Here is a 19,050-nt window from a genome sequence, read left to right as displayed (position 1 = left end):
GTGCGCGAGACTGCCCATGACAACGTGCAATCCGTTGCAGGTTCAAGCGTTCAACACCGCCGATGTGGCCGAGCAAATCCGCGCCACACCGGGTTGGGTGCAGCACTATCAGCAAATGTCCCCGGGGCATTTCGCCGGCAGGGTGCGCTATCTGGATTTGCAAGGCGTCGAGATTTACGAAGAACAGATGAACACCCGGGTCGAGCAGAATTTCAGCGCCCCGCAAGGCTCGCTGGCATTCTGTTTCGATCGCAGCGACAACTCGCTGTACGTGTTGAATGGTGAAAGCCGCAATATCTGGATCACCCCGGAGAACTACCAGGAAATCGCCGTGGTGTTCGGTCCCGAATTTGTTCAGCGGCATGGCCTGGACGTGGCGCAACTTGAAGGTTTGTTCATGTCGCCGCTCAATTCAGGTCAGAACGCGCTGTTCAGCCGCTGGTTGAGCGGGACGTTGACGCGGCTGACGCAGACGCTGGATCCGCCGAGCAAAGAGGCGTTGACCCAGCAACTGCTGGAAGACTGTTTGTACATCCTCGATAACGCCTGTATGTGCCTGGATCATGCAGGTTTGCAGCGCCGGGCGCAGGGACGAACGATCATGAAACGCGTCGCCGAATGGGCTGCCGATACACCGGAAGAAACCCTCAATTTGCTGGAGCTGTCCCAGGTGGCCGGGGTTTCGCTGCGCCAGTTGCAGCATGCGTTCAAGGCGTATACCGCAATGACCCCCACGCAGTGGTTGCGCTTGCGTCGGCTCAACAGCGCCCGCCGCGAATTGCTCAGGCAAACGGCCGGGGAAACGACGGTCGCGCAAGTGGCGATGAATTGGTCGTTCTGGCATTTGGGACGGTTTTCCAACAGCTATCGAGCGTTGTTCCAGGAACTTCCCAGCCAGACGCTGGCCCGCAAACACAGCGGAGCGTGTCGGAGGTCATCATGAGTCGGTTAGTGTTTTTCAGTCTGTCTGCCGTCATGTCGATGGCCTATACCCAGGTTCTGGCCGAAACGGTCGTGCCCTTGAATGGGCAGAGCTCGCAACAAATCCAGCTGGACATCAACGATTGCAACAACGTTACGACCAGTCAGGGCACCTCGAGCCCGCCACCCTCGGAGGGTGCTGCGATGGATGCTACGCAGGTACGAGGACGTCAACACGACGAGTTTTATGAGCAGGTCGAGGTCGATGTAAAACAGCACTATCACGACTGCCTGCAAGGGCGGGGTTATCAGGTCACTCCGTGAGCTGAGTGACACGTGGATTGCGCTGCCGCCGATCAAGTAGGTGGACCATCAGCAAGGCATAGAGCGTGAGGGCGATAAACAATCCCATGCGCACGGCGAAGGCGGTATAGACGTCTTTCCCGGCGAGGCTGTCCTGAACCGACTGGCCCAGCAGGATGATTAGCGTGACCAGACTGTTGAGCCAGAACCCCGGGGTTTGTCGGGTCGGGCTGAGGGCATAGAGTTTGCGCGCCAACAGCAAGCCGAACAGGAGCATCCACAGAAAGAACATCCACAAGTGCACGAACAGGCTGAGCGCGCACCAGAACCCAACAGCCAACAGCCCGCCCATGAAGGTCGAACCGAGCAGTTCATGGGCAGCGTTGCGTGTCGTTGTCGTCGAACTCTGTTGGCCGAGACTGACCGCTTTCAAAATGATCGGCAGATAGCTCGCCGGGTCAATCAGGGCCAACAGGAATGCCGGTATGACAATCAGGGTCGCACGCAGTGCAACCCTCCCCACTTCTTGCTCCGGCAAAGCGCTGGCGGCGGGTGGGGACGGCGCATTGGCGGGGTCGGGAAACAGCCAGTGACTAATCCCCACAACGAGAACGGCGAGGATCAACCCCTTGACCAGGGCACCGATGACCATCATCGCCAGATCGAACTCGGCGACGCCGGCCGAAGAAATCATCGTCAGGCCAATGATCATGAAGGTCATGATCAAGGCATTGCCGCCGCGCAGGCCAAAACGAAATGCCAGGAACATACTGATGCCAATCAGCAGCACGCCGGTAATCGGGTAGTAACGCAGGACCGGAATCAACAACAGGCCGACGCCGGTGGTGAGCATCGCAGCCAGAGCGAGAATCAAACCGGCCTTCAATGGCAACGGCCGGTTGAGAGAAGCCAGCAGTAACACGGCCAGCACCGGCGCGAGAAAAGGGATCGGCAAGCCCAGGCCGAAGCTGACCGCCAAGCACAATGCAGTGCCTGTGCCCATACGCAACGCCCGCTGAACCCGGGGCGTGCGCTGGGTCGGCGAGCGCTTAATAGGCATAGCTCAGCCAGCTCATGAACCCCACGAACAAACGACCGAGCAGGTTCAACGGGTTGTCTTGAGTCGGGAATGCCATCACTTCGGCCTGCCCACCGGCACGGATGGCGCGGCTGTCGAACAGCGTTTTCCGTGAGGCCTCGGAGAACTCGATAATCACCGGAAAACGCTGGGCCGGACGCAGCCAGTCGCGGCTGTTCTGCACACTGGGAAGGGTACCGGGCGCAGTGCTCTGACCGACGCTGACACCGTAACCGACACTGCGTACACGGCCTTCGAAAATCTTCCCCGGCAGGGCATCCAGCACGATCGAAACCGGGGTGCCGACCTCGACCAGGCCCAGGTTGTTTTCGGTCATGTCTGCACTGATCCATACATCATGGATGGCAATCAGGGTCATGACCGGGCTGCCGGCAGTGGCGAACTGTCCGACATCGGTGCGCAGGTCGGTGATCAATCCCGCTGACCGTGCGCGTATCTGCGTGTTGGACAAGTCCAGTTCAGCTTTTGACAACGCCGTGGCGGCGCTGCGCAACAGCGCGTTGTCTTCCTCGCTGCCGCCTTCCTGTTCCCGTGCCCGCTGGACTTCGGCACGGGCTGCGGCGACCTGACTGATAGCCTGTTCACGGGTGGCTCGAGAGACTTCGAGCAAGCGCAAGGAAATGGTTCCCCGGTCTTCCCGGTACAAGCCTTCGAGGCGTTCGTTATCCTGCCGGGCCTTGAGCTCATTGGCCTGGGCTGCGCGCAAATTGGCTTGAGCCGAAGCAATGCCGGCGGTGCTGGCGCCGATCTGGCGGCGTGTGGATTCAAGGTCTGCACGTGCACGGTCGACGGCTATTTGATAGGGCTGCTGGTCCACTTCAAACAGCACATCGCCCGCCTTGACATCCTGATTGTTGCTCACATTCACTCGGGTCACCCGGCCGGCCACCTCGGAAGCCACCGGAATGACAAACGCACCCACCCGAGCCTGTTGGGTATACGGTGTGAAACGGTCCGCCAACAGGTACCAGGCCAGGCTCAGGACGATCAACAGCAATACCCATCTGATGCCCTTTTTCGCAGGATCGGCGGCAGGTTCGGATGCCTTGGGGGAGGGCGCCTCAGTAACGGGCGGCGAGGGTTCAGTCATCGGCTTTAACCTTTCGGCTCGGGATAGGAGGCTTGCGACGGGGCTGGCTCATTCAGCAGGTTGCCCCAGTCGGTACGTTGTTCCATTTGTTGGCGAGTGTTTTGATCGACTGTCGGCTGTGTGCTGTACCACCCACCACCCAGGGCTTTGTACAGCGCGATCAGGTTGCTCACGGCGTTACTGCGGCTGAGCAGGTAATTGTCCTGCTGTTCGAGCAATGCGCGTTGCGCATCCAGCACGCGCTGGAAGTCCGAGTAACCTTCCCGGTATTGGGTGCTGGCCAGGCTCAACGAACGCGCCGCGGCGACCTGCGCTTCACCCAGGATGCGCTCGCGCTCCAGCGATTTGATCAGGCTGCTGGCGGCATCATCGGCTTCCCGTGCGGCCTGGCGGACTTTGTCGCGATAAACCTCAATCAGCTGCTGCAAGCGCGCATCCTGTATACGCACGTTGTTGCTGATCTGGCCATGGTCAAACAGGTTCCAGCGCAAACTGGGGCCGCCGATCAGGTCCAGGCTGTTGGAAGTGCCGCTCAGCGTATCGGTGGTCCAGACAATGCTGCCCAGCAAGGTCAGCGACGGATAGAAGTCGGTTTGCGCGACGCCGATCAGTGCCGACTGGGCTGCGACATTGAGCTCGGCGGCGCGCACGTCCGGTCGGCGCAACAACAGGCTGGCCGGTACGTCTTGTAGCACGGCTCGGTCCACCAGCGGAATCAGTCCCTCGTGTTCAAGCAATTGGGGCAGGGCGCTGGGTGGCTGTCCGATCAGCACAGCCAGCGCGTTACGGGTGCGCACGACTTGCGCTTCAAAATCCGGGATGCTGCTCAAGGTGCCCAGGTATTGGGTCTTGGCTTGTTGCACGTCGAGTTCGGCGCTCTGGCCACTGTTGAACAGTTTTTCGGTGATCTCAAAGTTGCGCTTTTGCTGTTGGGCGTTTTCTCGGGCGACGCGCAAACGCGCCTCGGTGGTGCGCAACGAAAAGTAGGTATCGGCCACCTGAGCACGCAGCAGTACCAGAACGTCTTCATAGTTGGCCTGAGCCGCGAAGTAACTGGCATCGGAGGACTCGATCGCTCGACTGAAACGCCCCCAGAAGTCCAGTTCCCAACCGACATCAAAACCGGCGCTGTGCTGCCAGAAGTGGCTGTCTTGCGGGTTGTTCCCGCCGGACTGCTGGCGGTTGAAGTACAAGCTGTCAGCGCTGGCCTGCTGCAGTTGGGGATAACGCCCGCTTTGCGCAATACCCAACCGGGCACGGGCTTCCATGACGCGAAGGCCGGCAATTTTCAAGTTGGAATTGTGCGCATCCGATTCGGCGATCAGCGCGTCGAGGACCGGGTCGGCGAACACCTGCCACCACTGGCGAATGTCGGGATTCAGGCTTCGTTGGCTGGCTTGCTCAAGCGCGGGGCTGCTCCAGAGTTTTGTCCAGGCTTCGCCGGGAGGCTGAAAATCGGGCCCCAGACGGACACAACCGCCAAGGCCAAGGACGAGCAGCAGAAGCAATGGACTAGAGCGCGTCAGCATCGGTGCACTGATAGTAGATCTTGGGAAAACGTCATCCGAACATACCTGATATTGAAATGGCGTTGGTTCGCTTAGGTTAGTACAGCTGCGAGAAATACAAGCTCATGGTGAATGATCTGGGATCGACTAACTGCTACGCTTCTCAAGATCCATTAATCCTGGCAAAAAAATGAAGGTTAAGAAGACCATGAGTAGCCCTCAGGACAACATTGCTCCAAGCTCCACCGGTTGGCGTTTCAAACTGGGCATTGCGATTATTTGTTTGATGCTGGGCTCCTGGCTGATGGTGCCTCTTGCTGCCGCAGTGGATGTACCCGGCTCAAAGATCGCGGCACTGACAGGCATTTTGTTTATCAGCAACAAGGTTCTGTTAATTCTCGTCATTGCAATCATGGGTAAATCCGGCTTTCAGCAACTCAAGCGCAGCATGTTTGGTTACGTCTCCACGCTTGCACCGTCGGCAGACGTGGAAGTAGGCCCGGCTCGCCATCGAATCGGTCTTGTGATGTTTTGCCTGCCGCTGATTTCGGCATTTCTCGAACCCTACGTTGACACTCTTTGGCCGGGGCTGCGACCAAACCTCTGGCAGCTCCAGGCACTGGGCGATGCCATGTTGATCGGCAGCTTTTTCGTGCTGGGTGGAAATTTCTGGGACAAGGTCCGTGCATTGTTTATACGCAAGGCACGTGTCGTTAATACAACCGCGGTGTGAACGCCTCTAACGTGAAATGATCCCGTGATCGATCGCGTACTTTACCAGTGCAGCGGGTTTGTCGATGTTGAGCTTGCGACGGATGCTCAGGCGATGAGTTTCTACAGTCCGGACACTGATGTCCAGTTCGCGAGCCATTTCCTTGTTGTTCAGCCCCTGCGCCATTTTGTACAGCACTTGGTTTTCGCGCGGAGTCAGCTCATTGTCGGTACTTTTATCGGCAATGAGCCGCTGTGCGATCTCGGCGCTGTAGAACGTCCCGCCACTGACAATCGCTTCGATCGCCGCAATGATTTCCCGTGAAGGCGCGTTCTTCAACACATAGCCGCTGGCACCCGAGCGAACGGACTCACTCACGTATTCATAATTGTCGTACATGCTCAACACCAGCACTTTGAGCGTTGGGTACTGGCTGCGTAACAACCGGGTCAGCTCGAGGCCGTTGATGTCCTTCAGGCTGATGTCGACCAGCAACAGGTCCGGCTGGCAGCGCCCGACCATTTCAATGGCATCGGCGCCATTCTCGGCTTCTCCTACCACTTCCAGTTGCGCCATGACCCCCAGCAGCGATTTGATTCCATCGCGAACCAGGGAGTGATCGTCGACCAGGGCGACGCGGATCGGGTAGGGCAGGTTCATCGCAGGCATTCACTCTAATTGTTATAGGTTGGGTCAGCGTTCTGTACCCGGCCGTTTCATCGGCAGTAGCACGTCCAGCTCACTTCTTCCCGGCATCGATGTCAGCTCGAATCGACCGCCAAAATGCTCGACACGCTCACGGATGTTGCGCAGGCCAATGCCCGCGTGACGACGTTCGACCTGGGCGACGTTGAAACCGATACCGTCATCGATCACTGTCAACCGTACGGACTTTTCAGAACCGTGCAGGGTAATGATGACGTTTTTTGCTTGGGCGTGGCGTTCGATGTTGGTCAAGCCTTCTTGTACGATGCGAAACAACGATACGGCGGCGCCATCGACCAGATGACAGTCGAATTCGTTATCGTTGAAGGTCACGACCAGACCGCTGCGTTGCTCGAATTCTGCGGCGAGTTGACCGATAGCCGCCGGCAGGCCGAGGGTGTCGAGCAGCGACGAGCGCAGGTCGTGAGAGAGGCTGCGCACTTCGCCAATCGCATCCCCGAGGCGCTCCGTGGCGTCTCTTAAAATGCTCAATCCTTTATCTTGTCCATTTTCCAGCACATGGCTGGCCAGTTCGAACTGAAACTTGATGGACACCAGCAGCTGGCTGATGCCGTCGTGCAGTTCTCGGGAAACCCGCGACCGTTCTTCCTCCTGCAGGCTGACGATGCGTTGGGTCAGGCGCTGGAGTTTTTTATCGGCCAGGCGATGCTCGCTGACGTTCAGTGTCATGCCGCTGGCGAAAACGAACAGCACCGCAACGAGGGCCACCGCGGCTATGGCCAGCATGGTTTTGCGGATGCCCTGAGCCACCTCGTCACGGGCCTGCCGGGTGGCGCGTTCAACGTCTTCAAGGTAGATGCCGGTGCCGAGCATCCAGCCCCAACGGTCCAGCATCACTACGTAAGCGAGCTTGTCGGTCACTTGGCCCGAAGAGGGTTTGTTCCAGGCGTAACGTTGAAAACCTTCACCCGATTGCGCACTTTTGAGCAACGCCTGGATCACCGGCAGCCCGTAAGGGTCAGTCATGTCCCACAGGTATTTGCCCACCAGCTCTGACTGGCGCGCATGCATCAGGCTGCGGCCCTGGTGGTCGTAGACGAAAAAGTAGCCGTTGATGCCAAAGCTGAGCTTGCGCAGTTCTTCGAGCACTTGTTGCTGCGCGCGGGCGTCACCCCGGCCGTTGTCATACAGCGGCGCGATCAGGCTCTGGGCCATTTCGACGTAGTTTTTCAGCTCCGCACGCTTGCTCGCCAGAATGCTGTCTTCAATCAGTTGCGCCTGTTGATCGCCCAGTTGCCGGTTCAGCGAAATCACCAGCGCGCAGATGACGGCGATCGCCAACACCAGCGGCAGAATCCCGAGCGCAACGATTTTGTGTTTGAGCTGCATCTCTACTCCTGGCCAGGCCAAGGGAAGGCGAAGGCCCGGCATCATATGCCAAAGATACCCGCCTCCAGTAGCAGTGCTGGACAGAATGACCTGCGGCCATGATGAAACACAAAAAACCTGTGATCTGTGGCGAGGGGGCTTGCCCCCGTTTGAGTGCGTAGCACTCACAAGATCCTGGGTACATCAGAGATTTCTCGGGGCTGCTTCGCAGCCCAACGGGGGCAAGCCCCCTCGCCACAGCCCGCTCCCACAGGTGTTGCATTTCATCCGAGAGATCAGTGGCGTCTACGTAGAACTACGTAGACACCCCGTACGTAGTAACGCGGATTTATTTGTCGACAACATGCGCAGATATTGGGCTGGCTCCGCACAGCGGACACAATTATAAAAATTACCGCCGCAGCCATGGCTGTCGGCAGGAGACACGCTATGCCCCGTCTGGCTAAACACCTTGCCTGGTTTGCCGTGGCTGTCCTGGGAGCGTTTGCGCTGAGTGTCGTGGCCCTGCGCCGCGGCGAAGCCATCAACGCCCTCTGGATCGTCGTCGCAGCAGTCGCTATCTATCTCGTCGCATACCGCTATTACAGCCTGTTCATCGCCACCAAGGTGATGCAGCTCGATCCCAATCGAGCCACTCCCGCTGTACTCAACAACGATGGTCTGGACTACGTACCGACCAACAAACACGTGCTCTTCGGACACCACTTCGCCGCCATCGCTGGCGCGGGGCCGCTGGTAGGTCCGGTCCTGGCGGCGCAGATGGGCTACCTGCCCGGTACGCTGTGGCTGATTGCCGGGGTGGTGCTGGCCGGTGCGGTTCAGGACTTCATGGTCCTGTTCATGTCCACCCGCCGCAACGGTCGTTCCCTGGGCGACATGGTCCGTGAAGAAATGGGCCGCATCCCCGGGACCATCGCGCTGTTCGGTTGCTTCCTGATCATGATCATCATCCTCGCGGTGCTGGCGCTGATCGTGGTCAAGGCCCTGGCCGAAAGCCCGTGGGGCATCTTCACGGTGATGGCGACCATCCCGATCGCGATGTTCATGGGCATCTACATGCGCTACATCCGTCCGGGCCGCATCGGCGAAATCTCGGTGATCGGCGTGGCATTGCTGCTGGGTTCGATCTGGCTGGGCGGGCAGATTGCCGCTGACCCGGTGTGGGCCAAGGCGTTCACCTTCACGGGAATCCAGATCACCTGGATGCTGATCGGCTACGGTTTCGTCGCGGCGGTCCTGCCGGTGTGGCTGATTCTGGCGCCGCGTGACTACCTGTCGACCTTCCTCAAGATCGGCACCATCGTTGCGCTGGCGATCGGCATCCTGATCACCATGCCCGATCTGAAAATGCCGGCATTGACCCAGTTCATCGACGGCACCGGGCCGGTGTGGAAGGGTGGGTTGTTCCCGTTCCTGTTCATCACCATTGCCTGTGGCGCGGTGTCCGGTTTCCACGCACTGATTGCTTCCGGCACCACGCCTAAGTTGCTTGCCAATGAAGGCCATGCCCGTTACATCGGTTACGGCGGCATGCTGATGGAGTCCTTCGTGGCGATCATGGCCATGGTGGCCGCGTCGGTGATCGAACCAGGCGTGTACTTCGCCATGAACAGCCCGGCGGCCCTTGTAGGCTCCGATGCTGTTTCGGTGGCCCAGACGGTCAGCAGCTGGGGTTTCGCGATTACGCCGGAAGCCCTGCAAACGGTGGCCAAGGACATCGGTGAAACCACCATTCTGGCCCGTGCCGGTGGTGCGCCGACCCTGGCGGTTGGTATCGCGCAGATCCTGCACCAACTTCTGCCGGGTGAAAACACCATGGCGTTCTGGTACCACTTCGCGATCCTGTTCGAGGCGCTGTTCATCCTGACCGCGGTGGATGCCGGCACCCGGGCCGGGCGCTTTATGCTGCAGGACTTGCTCGGCTCCTTCGTGCCAGCGCTGAAACGCACCGAATCCTGGACCGCCAACCTGATCGCCACCGCCGGTTGCGTGGCGATGTGGGGTTACCTGCTGTACCAAGGCGTGATCGACCCGTTGGGCGGGATCAACACCTTGTGGCCGCTGTTCGGCATCTCCAACCAGATGCTGGCGGGTATCGCGCTGATGCTGGCAACTGTCGTATTGATCAAAATGAAGCGCCAACGCTACATCTGGGTCACCATGCTGCCCGCCGTGTGGCTGCTGATCTGCACCACCACCGCCGGCTTCATCAAACTGTTCGACGCCAACCCGGCCATCGGCTTCCTGTCGTTGGCGAAGAAATACAGCGATGCGTTGGCCAACGGGCAGGTCCTGGCCCCGGCCAAGAGCATCGAGCAGATGCAGCATGTGATCTACAACGCCTACACCAACGCAACGCTGACCGCGCTGTTTTTGCTCGTGGTGTTTAGCATCTTGTTCTTTGCACTCAAGGTCGGCATTGCCGCCTGGGGCACCAAGGAGCGTACGGATAAAGAAGCGCCGTTCCAGGCTTTGCCGGATGCTTGATGGAGGAGGGTGCCCATGTTCAATGACCTGAGTCGCCTCGGTAAATACCTCGGTCAGGCCGCGCGCCTGATGGTCGGCATGCCCGACTACGACACTTATGTCGAGCATATGCAAACCAGACACCCGGACAAACCGCTGATGAGTTACGAAGTGTTCTTTCGCGAACGTCAGGAAGCCCGTTACGGCAGCAAGGCGGGACCGAAATGCTGTTGATGCGAAACCTTTAAGCGGCATTGTGCTTTAGAAGCCCGGCCTGCCGGCGATAGCGATCTTCAAGACGCTACCGTCGGCAAGCCGGGCTTTTTTGTTGTGTTTTTGGCTTGCCTCTACGGTATTGCGTAGACCTTGAACAGCTTCTTGTCCGTGTCAGTAATACCTTCCAGGTGAGTGTCGTATGCCTGCTCGATCTCGCCCGATCGATACATTTCACTCAGCGCAGTGTCGACCAGCAAACGGAAATCTTCATCGTCTCGGTCCATTGCCATTGAAGTCGGCAAGTATTCGAAAACTCGATCCAGCAAGACCAGATTCCCTGCGGAATAGTTATTGGCGAGGAGCTTCTTGAGCATCATACGTTCGGCGAAGAAGGCATCGGCTTTGCCGTCGGCGACAAGTTTGAGGCCCGCTTCAATGTTCTCGACCGTGACCAGGGTAGCTACCACACCGAGTAATCGCATCTGCTGACGGATCCATGCCTCGGTGACACCACCTGCGATGGCGGCATAGGTCAGGTTGGCCAGCCCCCGATTGATGGTCGCACGCCAGGTCGGCCCGGCATGGGCTACTTTGCCGTTTAGTACATTGAGCAACGCCTCAGGTGCTTCCTGACGCACTACTACCGAAAGGCCGGCCGTGTAGATTGGAATCGAAAAACTCACACGCTTGCGGCGCGCCAATGTGGGGGGCGTCGGCGTGCAGAGGAGGTCGATCTCGCCCGAGCTCACGGCATTCATCTCGTCGTTGACGACGACGGGGCGGTAACGTACCTGCAACGCGGGCAAATCCAGTTCCGTCTTGATTTTGTCGGCGACCTTCAGACAAAGCTCGATCGCATAACCGTTGGCTTTGTCGCCTGCCTGGACGGAAAAGGGAGCGAAGTCCGGCACATAACCGAGGGTGAACGTATTGCTCACCCGCACGCGTTCAAGGGTATTGGCACCGGCGAGTACCGGCACCATTGTGAGCAGGCAGACGAATAGCAAGTTAATGGCTTTGGTCAATCGTACGTTCATATCCTGGCGCCCCGTATCGGATGTCTGTGCTGTCCTGAAGATAAAACTAAGGATTGCCGGCCCTGATCTGAGCGGTTGGAGACGCATCGACAAAACGCTTGGAGAGGAAGCCATAGAGCAGATAGCCGAATGCAAGGACAATGAGGCCACCGAATACGGCATCCTTGCCGCAGGCATAAAGGGCATACAACGAATAGCCCACGGCGATCAGTAATAGCATCGTGTTGCGGGTGTAGATCCCTGTACTGACTTTGGCTTTGTACATCATGACCAATAGACCTGTGGCAGCTGTCACGTAGGGGATCAGGTTGGTCACAGCTGCCAGGCTGACGAGTTTTCCGAACTGGGCGCTGGCATTGGGCGAGATGGTCGACAGGGCCATCAAGGTCTGAAAGACGCCGCAGACGAGCATGCCGAGAATAGGCGCATTCTGTGCGCTGACCTTGCTAAACAATTTCGGGAACATGCCTCGGTCAGCAGTCATCTTCGCCGTTTGCGCCAGGGTGAATTGCCAGCCCAGCAGCGAACCGACACAAGCCATTACTGCCAGCGCCATGACGATGTTGCCGACGATGGGAGTGAACATATGTGCATAGACGAGCGCGAAGGGCGCCGAAGAGTTGGCCAGTTCGGCATTGGGTACAATGCCCTGAATGACCGTAGTCGAAAGCACATAGACCACTGCCGCGCCAAGCGTGCCGAACAGACAGGCCAAGGGTACGGTGCGCTTGGGATCTTCCACTGCATCGGAAGCCTGTGCCGCCGATTCCATGCCAAGGAAAGCCCACAGGGTGAGGGGAATCGCCTTGCTGATGGCGTCGGAGATCGGCAGGGTATTCGGGTTCCAGGCGGCAATCAGCACATCGGGCTTGAACCAGAACCAGCCGATAATACTCAACCCGGCCACCGGGATGATCACCCCCCACACGGTAATCGCGCCGATCTTGCCGGTGATACCGGGGCCTCCGAAGTTGGCCACGGTGGTCAACCAGAGGAGGCTAACCGTACCGATGAACAGAGGAATCGCGCCGCTGCCCAGCCAGGGCACGAACGGTGTCATGTAACCCACTGCTGAAATGGCGACGGCCACGTTAGCGATGCCCAGCGAGAGAAAGTACAGATACGAACAGAGAAAGAAGCCTGATTTGGCATGCGCCTCTTCGGTGTAGGCAGACAACCCGCCTGAGCGCGGGCAGTAAATGCCGCACTGGGAAAAGCAGTAAGCAATGGCCATCGAACCGACGGCAGTGACGATCCATGACAGCAACGAAACAGCCCCAAGTTGGGCCATGCTCGTCGGCAACATGATGATGCCCGAGCCCATCATGTTCACCGTCACCAGAGTGGTAAGCCCCATGAGGCTCATTTTCTTGCTTGAATCGGCCATCGGAAACTCCTTGATCTGCTCACCACATAGAACATAGTCCTGATTGCCGTAGTCATAGTCCGTCGAACAGATTTATCGCAGTGAGTTCTCGAATGTGCGGGCAACGCCCAGAGCGAGGTGAGGAGTGCGATAAAACGACTAAATGGTTATTTAGTATAGCTATAAACTATTATGGCTATTTGCTTGATAGATAAGCCATTCAAAGAGAGGGCGATTTTCAAATTCTCTACGCTGACGCAGTGATCGCGGTATCGGCTTTGGAGCCTCATATGGAGGCAGTTTTTTGATGCTTTATTTCGATCAACACGTCAGGGCTAGCTTAATGGAGATTAATCCATTCGTTGCTTGCTCAGGATTGGCCTATAGATCGTTTTCACTTGAATCAATCGGACATCGTTCATTACTACCATTTGGTAAACCGATTCAATACAGCCTGATTTTTCCATACGGTATGAATACCGGGCAGCGACGTTATCGCTGGGCAATATTTGCCGCTGTATATCTGGTGGCGTCTTAGCGGTATACGGTTTGATTAGTGAAGCGGGTTCACCAGGATCTGATTCTGCATTATGGAGATGAACCGTCGGCAGAAGCTCAGAGAGCAATTTCCCGAGCGTACAGAGTTGTTGGAAAGCTGATCCAAGGAATGAGGGGCTTGGGTGAAATAAGGGGCTTCAAAATCCGCGTGCAACCAGGTTAACTCTGAAACACGTTGTTACGTGTAATGTATATTATGTTAAACGAGGTGCTATGTCAGATATGTTCATGATGTTAGCGGCACCTAAAAACCAGAGATTCAGATCTAAAAACCGTTTCGTGATAAATCAATGCGTTGCGAGGTAAGGTTTCGCTGCTCCTTCAGAATGTCCCCGTACGAAGCTTGCTTCCTTCAGACCTAAAAACCGGACTGCTAGCTACCCTGACTTGGTGCGCTCGCATCGATATAGCAACGACCTCGTAACTGATGTTGCCCTGCGTTGATAATCACGCCTGTTCCGCTCAACCTAGGCCATAATTTCTCCCATACAGTCTAGTACGTTCTGGAACAGCCAATGTCTATTTTGCATCAGCCTGTCCCAATGTTGGCCCCGACCGGCTGGGGAGCCAGCATTAACACCGGATTACCTACCAATGCGCATCTTAGGGCGAAACTAGAATCCCTCGATAATTCCTGCAACGCCCTGGAATGCTACGACGCGGCCTCGATGTTTCTACTTCACAAAGTGGTTTCCTTCGACGGCGCGTCTGAAAGGCATCTTCGGAAATACTCGGTATCTCTGGAACGGGCTTTAAATTGGAGTTTCATTGTCGCCAGAAAATCGGTATTTGACTGGGATCAGGTGGATATACAAAGATACCTGGACTTCGTTGAAATCCCAGACTCTTCATGGGTGTGCTCCAGCAGTTTTAGTCGGTTTGTAAGCAATAAGAATGAGCCTTATGAGAAATGGGCGATAAATGAACATTGGAGGCCTTTCAAGCGTAAATTTTCAGATGGTGCGGTGATGCCGCCATATTGGGGGGAGCTTGATAAAGAGCGGACGTTGATCCTGGATTTTTTTCTTTACTTATCCCAAAAGGCTTCATATCCCCTCACCTACCTCGATGCGAATATTGTGGAAAAGCTTCGTCGTGAAATTCCTACCAAACGGCCTCCTCGCAGTTTACGAAGGGAGCACAGAAAACTACTCTTTAAGATGAGTTCGTTTGAATTAGACTGGGTATTTGAAAAGGCCACTGAATTCAGTAAGGGTAAATGGCAATATGAGCTTGTTCTATTCGCAATGGCGATTGCGCGGTACTCCAATTTGCCAATCAAGCCGTTATGTCGCGCGTCTAACTCCACAGGACTTTTGAGCCAGTTTTACCGTCAAAGTGGCGAGTGGTATTTCGTAACTGATTCAGGCGCGCCCACGGAGCGTATTTATAAGCTTGACGCACAAATAGATCCATATATTCAGCGTTATCTCAGATATCTTGGTCTCGCATGGGATCAGCCTTTGTCAGATACGCATATATTTAGGCGTCCAGAAAAAGAGCAAGGGTTCGGATATGACTATCTTGCAGAAATGATGGAAAGCTTGCGTCATGAACTCTATCAATTAGTTGAAAATCACAGCAGTGATGATCTCAACATATCTCAGGAAATACCGCAAAAATTCTCTTTGTGGGTAATTCGGAGATCACGTCCTATGCCTAAGCGAGAACCGAAGAGGCGTGGTAGTCCGCATAAGACTCAGCTTCCGAGAGCTTCGCTCGATTAATGGGATGCAGAAGGAATCGAAGGCGTTGAAGGCCGAATTTCTGTAACAGCAGGCACAGTGACAGGATCTTTTATAAACTATACGGAGTTTTTTAAATGCGGACGGTTCAGATTCAATGGTTTAAGTGACTATCGACAAACTCCATCCCTCACCAACGTTTTCTGATTCTGGACTTTGAATCTCGAGACTATCTCCGCGACGATGGATTACTTTACATCTCTCGTTGTTACGCACTTCAACGCTACCTAGGTAGGCCCCACCCCAAGTATGTCTCCCCTTCATCTACACCGGATTGTGGTTATACGGTGCAGCAAGTAGCTGACGACAAGGCGCCAACTACCCTTTGGGGAAAATTTAACTTGCTCAGCCCTACTGCTTTGAATGCTGAGCGCATGAGCACCTTCAACACTATCTAACTAACTCCGCGGGAACCGGTGACCGCGCTGACGCCACAGTTCACCAAACGGAGGATTTTTAGGCAATGGTCGGGAATATCGGTGGGGGGACTGTGACTGGGTCACAAATATGTCTGCCACTGTGTGATCAATTTCAATCGTTCCAACTACTTTGTTATACCCGGCTTGCTTTGGTTGCAAAGCAAGCTCTTTCATTGCTTTAACATAGCTGGCATTACTTAACTCGGGCGAACTGTCAACGCGGAAGTAGCCTGGGTTGCCAGCAAAGTGGCGTGCCATTGCATTCCGAATGTAGTTGACAAGCATGGTTTTCAGTTGACAATTATAAATCTGAATGTTTTGTGTGATCGGTGTTTCCAGAATTGAGAAGCCGATAATACTTTGAGTTAATTTATCGACCGCGAGTGTGATAGTGGGCTTGTACGGGAGCTGATTGAGCTTGTACGGGATTTTATTTAGATGTATGCCACCGTTTAGTGAGCTGGGTTGTTTTTTCTCATTCATTTGTGAATTCCTCTAGTGCTCGAATTAAATTTTTTAATCCAGATCACTAGCCTAGGATTTTTTCCTGAAGAGTCAAGGTGCAGATCTTCACTTCATGAGCTTAGTGGAAGTGCGAAAAAATTAAATCACGTTTCCAGCGCGTAACATGGGGAGATTTCGCCCGTCCGTAGTTTTTTCCAATCGGCGCGCTGTCAATTTATATAAATTATTTGCCCCACGTAGTAATGTATTTTCAGCGCCGCGACGCTTTCCGAGCGACGCTCAGATCGGCACAACGGATCGAAGTCTTCCTGGACGGCGATAAGCTACGGCGCAGCGGCGCTCTGCGCGGGCGACTACTCGAAATTTCGGCCACGGGTTGCAGTGTAAGCTTCGATGGAAATCTTGAAGACCAGCTTCGAATCGGATGTATTTACGAACGTATGTCTGCCAGCGCTCCGCTGGACGTGAAGCTGACGATGCTTGAGATACGCCACCTTCGCTACGAAGCGCGTATCGACAGAACCTTCGCAGGTATGCGCTTCCATAACCTCAGTGGCCTGATGCAACGCAAAGTCCAGAGCTTCGTGAACCAGCTTCAACGTGAAGCGCGGCGAGCGGACAAGGATGAGGTTTGAGGGAGTAGCAACACGATGACCCTGACTCTAGGCGCACTGACGTCGGAGCCATCGAAGGCCTCTACATTTGTCTCTGATCAAGCCTCGCAGGCCCGCCAGATGGTGCTGGAAGAATGAAATTATTTCAGTGCCATGTAAATCGAAATCGAGATTAGACTCAGAACTCAACTTTAGAGATTTCGGCGCGGTCTGCCCGGTTAAGGAATCGATGAGTGAACGTAAATTGGAAAGGGCTATTGCCGATACACGGCGAGATTATCGTCATCGAGGACGACCCTACATTGCGTTCGCTGATGGAAGATATCGTGGCGGAGATCGGCGCAAAAGTAGTAGCGTTCGACACTGCTGATGACGCATTAACCTATCTGCTTGAAGCGCATGATCAATGCCGATTGGTGATCGCAGACCACGGTGTTCCGGGGCAGATACAAGGTACCGAGTTCATTGAAATGGTCAGGGGTCGATGGCCGTCTATCGCTGCAATCCTGACGTCCGGATACCAGATAGATCCTGTAACGGTGCCACCAGCAGCCATTTATCTGCACAAGCCGTGGTCACTGGACGATCTGGTAATCGCGGTGGCGTCGCTCTTACAACCTAATCACCCTATCCGAAAAATTTGAGTCGGCGTGACCTGTTGACTCTAAGCTTCGAGTCCAGCCTTAGCCGATGCACTCACCGCACAGATCGTTTTGCGCGCCGACATTTCAATTCTCAGGTCGCTGATCAAATTCGAGATCGCCCGACTGGACGTGAGATCCGCTGCCAGCACCCCGGGGACAAAGAGTTCCACAGCGCCCGAAGATGGTTCAACCATCTTGATCAAAAGCGCTCCTTTCGGGTTCACTGAGCAGGTGCAGGAGCGAGGTAATAAACCGCTTTCAATAATGTGTCTGAGCTCCAAAGCGGAAATCATCGGCCTACGTCTTAATGAGAAATTTCATCTGAGTCTTGTGCATGAAACCTAGGAGTCAAGGAACGCGCCGATGCAAAATTCACGACGAAATGTTTCGCCTGCTGTGGGAATGAACAACGCAAACCAGGCGAAGCACCAATCCGACTGAGTTTGGATTCAATATTGGTTGCTTGGAAGGCTTCAATCCCTATGACTTGGAAAACGTTTCAGTAGCCGATGGAGGTCAATGGGCGAGCCTGCAGACCAGCACGCGTAACGGAAGTTTGCGCGGGTAGCCGGGCCCATTGGCCCGAAATAGCGACTTCCCCATTTACATCGCACCACAGCTTAGCTTGGTGCAATCGATGACTCGCACATAATGATTTGGACACAACCTCCCTCCCGCGAAGCCTCTGTCCTCACGCAGAGAATCATTGCGCTCTCTGTCATAAATTGTCTCAGCTCAGTTCTGCATAATGGTTGAAATCATGGAGTCATACCGGTACTCCTAAAGCACCAGTTTCAGCAGGGAACGCACCATGCATTCAAGATTCAGGGTCATCGAAACAACCAGAATGGATAATGGCATCAAGCAGTATCGGGTTGTGGATCTCGTCGAGGGAGGATCTGCTAGCAAGCACGGTGTGTTCAAGGCCAGGGTCGAAGCGGAGGCTGTTTGCTCGCTCCTGAATGCCCTGCATCCACGTCAGAGTGGTGCAGCTCGCATGCCCTTGAGTATCTGATCCACTCGATGCGGAAGGCCAGGCACTGGATACCTTTTTGAGGGTGATGAATGCCGAGAGCGCAGTCGTGGATTCTCATTTGCAAAGTGCGTTTTAAAGGCGCGCCAGGTTCAATCGCTGACACTCCTGCTCCGCTACTTCTCGGGCTTGATAGGTAGTCGCTAGACGTTGTTTCTCTTCGTTGTCATAGATGTCGAAACCTATGGGCGCATTCTTGCAGAAGCTCATCCCGAGGCGCATTGATCCCGTTTCTTTCGGGATTGCTGGGACAACAACAAATCTCGAAATCATCTTCACACCCTCTCCTCGAACCTCATAACTATTAGCGGCTATATGCCACCACAGCAAATGGACGGCGCCAGTTTCCGACGACAAGCACATCATCGATCAGAACCTGCCCCTTCCCCTTCACAAAGGTATGAATCAATTCCCTCAATCAGCACTTGAAGCTTCTGCCTGAGCGTCGGTAGTTCGGAAGCAGTCAGTGCATGCGGCCTGTCGGCCATGCCAAGAAACGCTGCCAGCGCCAGATCTGAGTGTTTGATCAATGCCACCAGATGCTCACCTCGCGGGCCGCTACTTCCCGCCATCCAGTTCTTGACTGTCCTCTCATTTGCGTTCGTCCAGCGCATCAGCGTTTTGGTGGCTTGGTGTGTGTCTCCAAGTTCTAAATGCAGTGCTCGTGAGATGCCGGCTGCGTACTGTTTTTGAGCCAGAAAAGAATTGCCCGTTTTCGTGAACATTTTTCCCTCCCCGATCTTCTACCTTCTTTAGAGCTATATCGAAAAACGCGGTATCCGATGACGGCTCTGACGAC

18 protein-coding genes are annotated in these 19,050 nt (G+C 55.3%); 8 read left to right on the top strand and 10 right to left on the bottom strand.

The genetic code is table 11. From position 1 onward, the window contains the following. The first annotated feature begins 16 nt into the window (after nucleotides 1–16). Nucleotides 17–943 carry a helix-turn-helix domain-containing protein gene (locus tag FHW68_RS17480; RefSeq protein ID WP_183681767.1) on the top strand — a complete coding sequence of 309 codons (927 nt, stop codon included), beginning with the start codon at nucleotides 17–19 and terminating at the stop codon, nucleotides 941–943. Further along, on the top strand, nucleotides 940–1,245 hold the full coding sequence (locus FHW68_RS17475; protein WP_183681763.1) for a hypothetical protein: 306 nt from the start codon (nucleotides 940–942) through the stop codon (nucleotides 1,243–1,245). The genes FHW68_RS17480 and FHW68_RS17475 overlap by 4 nt, the downstream gene beginning before the upstream one ends. On the opposite strand, the gene FHW68_RS17470 is transcribed toward FHW68_RS17475, so the two are convergent. The 3 genes from FHW68_RS17470 to FHW68_RS17460 are packed head-to-tail and all read right to left on the bottom strand — an operon-like array spanning nucleotide 1,235 to nucleotide 4,942. Next, on the bottom strand, nucleotides 1,235–2,284 hold the full coding sequence (locus tag FHW68_RS17470) for a DUF2955 domain-containing protein (protein WP_183681760.1): 1,050 nt from the start codon (nucleotides 2,282–2,284) through the stop codon (nucleotides 1,235–1,237). The genes FHW68_RS17475 and FHW68_RS17470 overlap by 11 nt on opposite strands. Next, nucleotides 2,274–3,413, bottom strand: a complete 1,140-nt coding sequence (locus tag FHW68_RS17465) for an HlyD family secretion protein (RefSeq protein ID WP_095633979.1) — start codon at nucleotides 3,411–3,413, stop codon at nucleotides 2,274–2,276. Before FHW68_RS17465 ends, FHW68_RS17470 begins: the two co-directional genes overlap by 11 nt. Before the next feature lie 5 nt (nucleotides 3,414–3,418). After that, the gene (locus tag FHW68_RS17460) at nucleotides 3,419–4,942 is read right to left on the bottom strand and encodes an efflux transporter outer membrane subunit (protein ID WP_095633978.1); all 1,524 of its coding nucleotides are present in this window, start codon (nucleotides 4,940–4,942) and stop codon (nucleotides 3,419–3,421) included. A 187-nt stretch (nucleotides 4,943–5,129) separates the two neighbouring features. Between FHW68_RS17460 and FHW68_RS17455 the strand changes: the two genes are divergently transcribed. Next, complete coding sequence (locus FHW68_RS17455) at nucleotides 5,130–5,654, top strand: transporter suffix domain-containing protein (RefSeq protein WP_095633977.1); 525 nt, start codon at nucleotides 5,130–5,132, stop codon at nucleotides 5,652–5,654. 6 nt (nucleotides 5,655–5,660) lie between these two features. On the opposite strand, the gene FHW68_RS17450 is transcribed toward FHW68_RS17455, so the two are convergent. After that, the gene (locus tag FHW68_RS17450; protein WP_183681757.1) at nucleotides 5,661–6,293 is read right to left on the bottom strand and encodes a response regulator transcription factor; all 633 of its coding nucleotides are present in this window, start codon (nucleotides 6,291–6,293) and stop codon (nucleotides 5,661–5,663) included. Between the two features lie 33 nt (nucleotides 6,294–6,326). Further along, complete coding sequence (locus FHW68_RS17445; protein WP_095633975.1) at nucleotides 6,327–7,688, bottom strand: cache domain-containing protein; 1,362 nt, start codon at nucleotides 7,686–7,688, stop codon at nucleotides 6,327–6,329. 429 nt (nucleotides 7,689–8,117) lie between these two features. Here FHW68_RS17445 and FHW68_RS17440 point away from each other — a divergent pair, with 429 nt between their 5' ends. Continuing rightward, nucleotides 8,118–10,175, top strand: coding sequence for a carbon starvation CstA family protein (locus FHW68_RS17440; RefSeq protein ID WP_183681754.1), 2,058 nt, complete (start codon nucleotides 8,118–8,120; stop codon nucleotides 10,173–10,175). Between the two features lie 15 nt (nucleotides 10,176–10,190). Beyond that, nucleotides 10,191–10,388 (top strand): YbdD/YjiX family protein, encoded by a 198-nt coding sequence (locus FHW68_RS17435; protein WP_183681751.1) that lies wholly within the window; start codon nucleotides 10,191–10,193, stop codon nucleotides 10,386–10,388. A 113-nt stretch (nucleotides 10,389–10,501) separates the two neighbouring features. Here FHW68_RS17435 and FHW68_RS17430 read toward each other — a convergent pair whose 3' ends face one another. Together FHW68_RS17430 and potE are read right to left on the bottom strand one after the other, a co-directional pair. Next, on the bottom strand, nucleotides 10,502–11,407 hold the full coding sequence (locus FHW68_RS17430; protein ID WP_183681748.1) for an amino acid ABC transporter substrate-binding protein: 906 nt from the start codon (nucleotides 11,405–11,407) through the stop codon (nucleotides 10,502–10,504). Nucleotides 11,408–11,453: 46 nt separating this feature from the next. Continuing rightward, the gene (gene potE / locus FHW68_RS17425) at nucleotides 11,454–12,794 is read right to left on the bottom strand and encodes a putrescine-ornithine antiporter (protein WP_183681745.1); all 1,341 of its coding nucleotides are present in this window, start codon (nucleotides 12,792–12,794) and stop codon (nucleotides 11,454–11,456) included. A gap of 1,052 nt (nucleotides 12,795–13,846) precedes the next feature. Between potE and FHW68_RS17420 the strand changes: the two genes are divergently transcribed. Continuing rightward, on the top strand, nucleotides 13,847–15,058 hold the full coding sequence (locus FHW68_RS17420) for a hypothetical protein (protein WP_183681742.1): 1,212 nt from the start codon (nucleotides 13,847–13,849) through the stop codon (nucleotides 15,056–15,058). A 416-nt stretch (nucleotides 15,059–15,474) separates the two neighbouring features. Here the strand turns inward: FHW68_RS17420 and FHW68_RS17415 are convergent, their stop codons facing one another. Next, a complete protein-coding gene (locus tag FHW68_RS17415) occupies nucleotides 15,475–15,978 on the bottom strand; it encodes a hypothetical protein (protein WP_183681739.1) in 504 nt (167 codons plus the stop codon). A 224-nt stretch (nucleotides 15,979–16,202) separates the two neighbouring features. Here FHW68_RS17415 and FHW68_RS17410 point away from each other — a divergent pair, with 224 nt between their 5' ends. After that, on the top strand, nucleotides 16,203–16,595 hold the full coding sequence (locus FHW68_RS17410; RefSeq protein WP_183681736.1) for a PilZ domain-containing protein: 393 nt from the start codon (nucleotides 16,203–16,205) through the stop codon (nucleotides 16,593–16,595). 212 nt (nucleotides 16,596–16,807) lie between these two features. Continuing rightward, entirely contained in the window at nucleotides 16,808–17,218 is a 411-nt protein-coding gene (locus FHW68_RS17405) for a response regulator (protein ID WP_183681733.1), read from the top strand. A gap of 20 nt (nucleotides 17,219–17,238) precedes the next feature. On the opposite strand, the gene FHW68_RS17400 is transcribed toward FHW68_RS17405, so the two are convergent. Together FHW68_RS17400 and FHW68_RS17395 are read right to left on the bottom strand one after the other, a co-directional pair. Beyond that, on the bottom strand, nucleotides 17,239–17,511 hold the full coding sequence (locus FHW68_RS17400) for a DUF1652 domain-containing protein (protein ID WP_183681730.1): 273 nt from the start codon (nucleotides 17,509–17,511) through the stop codon (nucleotides 17,239–17,241). A 1,102-nt stretch (nucleotides 17,512–18,613) separates the two neighbouring features. Continuing rightward, the gene (locus tag FHW68_RS17395; RefSeq protein WP_183681727.1) at nucleotides 18,614–18,976 is read right to left on the bottom strand and encodes a hypothetical protein; all 363 of its coding nucleotides are present in this window, start codon (nucleotides 18,974–18,976) and stop codon (nucleotides 18,614–18,616) included. Between the last annotated feature and the right edge of the window lie 74 nt (nucleotides 18,977–19,050).

The sequence above is a fragment of the Pseudomonas sp. Tn43 genome, from assembly GCF_014192635.1.
GTDB lineage: Bacteria > Pseudomonadota > Gammaproteobacteria > Pseudomonadales > Pseudomonadaceae > Aquipseudomonas.
Note: the sequence above shows the minus strand (reverse complement) of the source record. Positions and strands in the feature narration are given on the sequence as shown.

Coding starts and splice junctions, on each gene's coding strand:
- FHW68_RS17480 (WP_183681767.1), top strand. CDS start 17: ATGACAACGTGCAATCCGTTGCAGGTTCAAGCGTTCAACACCGCCGAT.
- FHW68_RS17475 (WP_183681763.1), top strand. CDS start 940: ATGAGTCGGTTAGTGTTTTTCAGTCTGTCTGCCGTCATGTCGATGGCC.
- FHW68_RS17470 (WP_183681760.1), bottom strand. CDS start 2,284: ATGCCTATTAAGCGCTCGCCGACCCAGCGCACGCCCCGGGTTCAGCGG.
- FHW68_RS17465 (WP_095633979.1), bottom strand. CDS start 3,413: ATGACTGAACCCTCGCCGCCCGTTACTGAGGCGCCCTCCCCCAAGGCA.
- FHW68_RS17460 (WP_095633978.1), bottom strand. CDS start 4,942: ATGCTGACGCGCTCTAGTCCATTGCTTCTGCTGCTCGTCCTTGGCCTT.
- FHW68_RS17455 (WP_095633977.1), top strand. CDS start 5,130: ATGAGTAGCCCTCAGGACAACATTGCTCCAAGCTCCACCGGTTGGCGT.
- FHW68_RS17450 (WP_183681757.1), bottom strand. CDS start 6,293: ATGAACCTGCCCTACCCGATCCGCGTCGCCCTGGTCGACGATCACTCC.
- FHW68_RS17445 (WP_095633975.1), bottom strand. CDS start 7,688: ATGCAGCTCAAACACAAAATCGTTGCGCTCGGGATTCTGCCGCTGGTG.
- FHW68_RS17440 (WP_183681754.1), top strand. CDS start 8,118: ATGCCCCGTCTGGCTAAACACCTTGCCTGGTTTGCCGTGGCTGTCCTG.
- FHW68_RS17435 (WP_183681751.1), top strand. CDS start 10,191: ATGTTCAATGACCTGAGTCGCCTCGGTAAATACCTCGGTCAGGCCGCG.
- FHW68_RS17430 (WP_183681748.1), bottom strand. CDS start 11,407: ATGAACGTACGATTGACCAAAGCCATTAACTTGCTATTCGTCTGCCTG.
- potE (WP_183681745.1), bottom strand. CDS start 12,794: ATGGCCGATTCAAGCAAGAAAATGAGCCTCATGGGGCTTACCACTCTG.
- FHW68_RS17420 (WP_183681742.1), top strand. CDS start 13,847: ATGTCTATTTTGCATCAGCCTGTCCCAATGTTGGCCCCGACCGGCTGG.
- FHW68_RS17415 (WP_183681739.1), bottom strand. CDS start 15,978: ATGAATGAGAAAAAACAACCCAGCTCACTAAACGGTGGCATACATCTA.
- FHW68_RS17410 (WP_183681736.1), top strand. CDS start 16,203: ATGTATTTTCAGCGCCGCGACGCTTTCCGAGCGACGCTCAGATCGGCA.
- FHW68_RS17400 (WP_183681730.1), bottom strand. CDS start 17,511: ATGATTTCCGCTTTGGAGCTCAGACACATTATTGAAAGCGGTTTATTA.
- FHW68_RS17395 (WP_183681727.1), bottom strand. CDS start 18,976: ATGTTCACGAAAACGGGCAATTCTTTTCTGGCTCAAAAACAGTACGCA.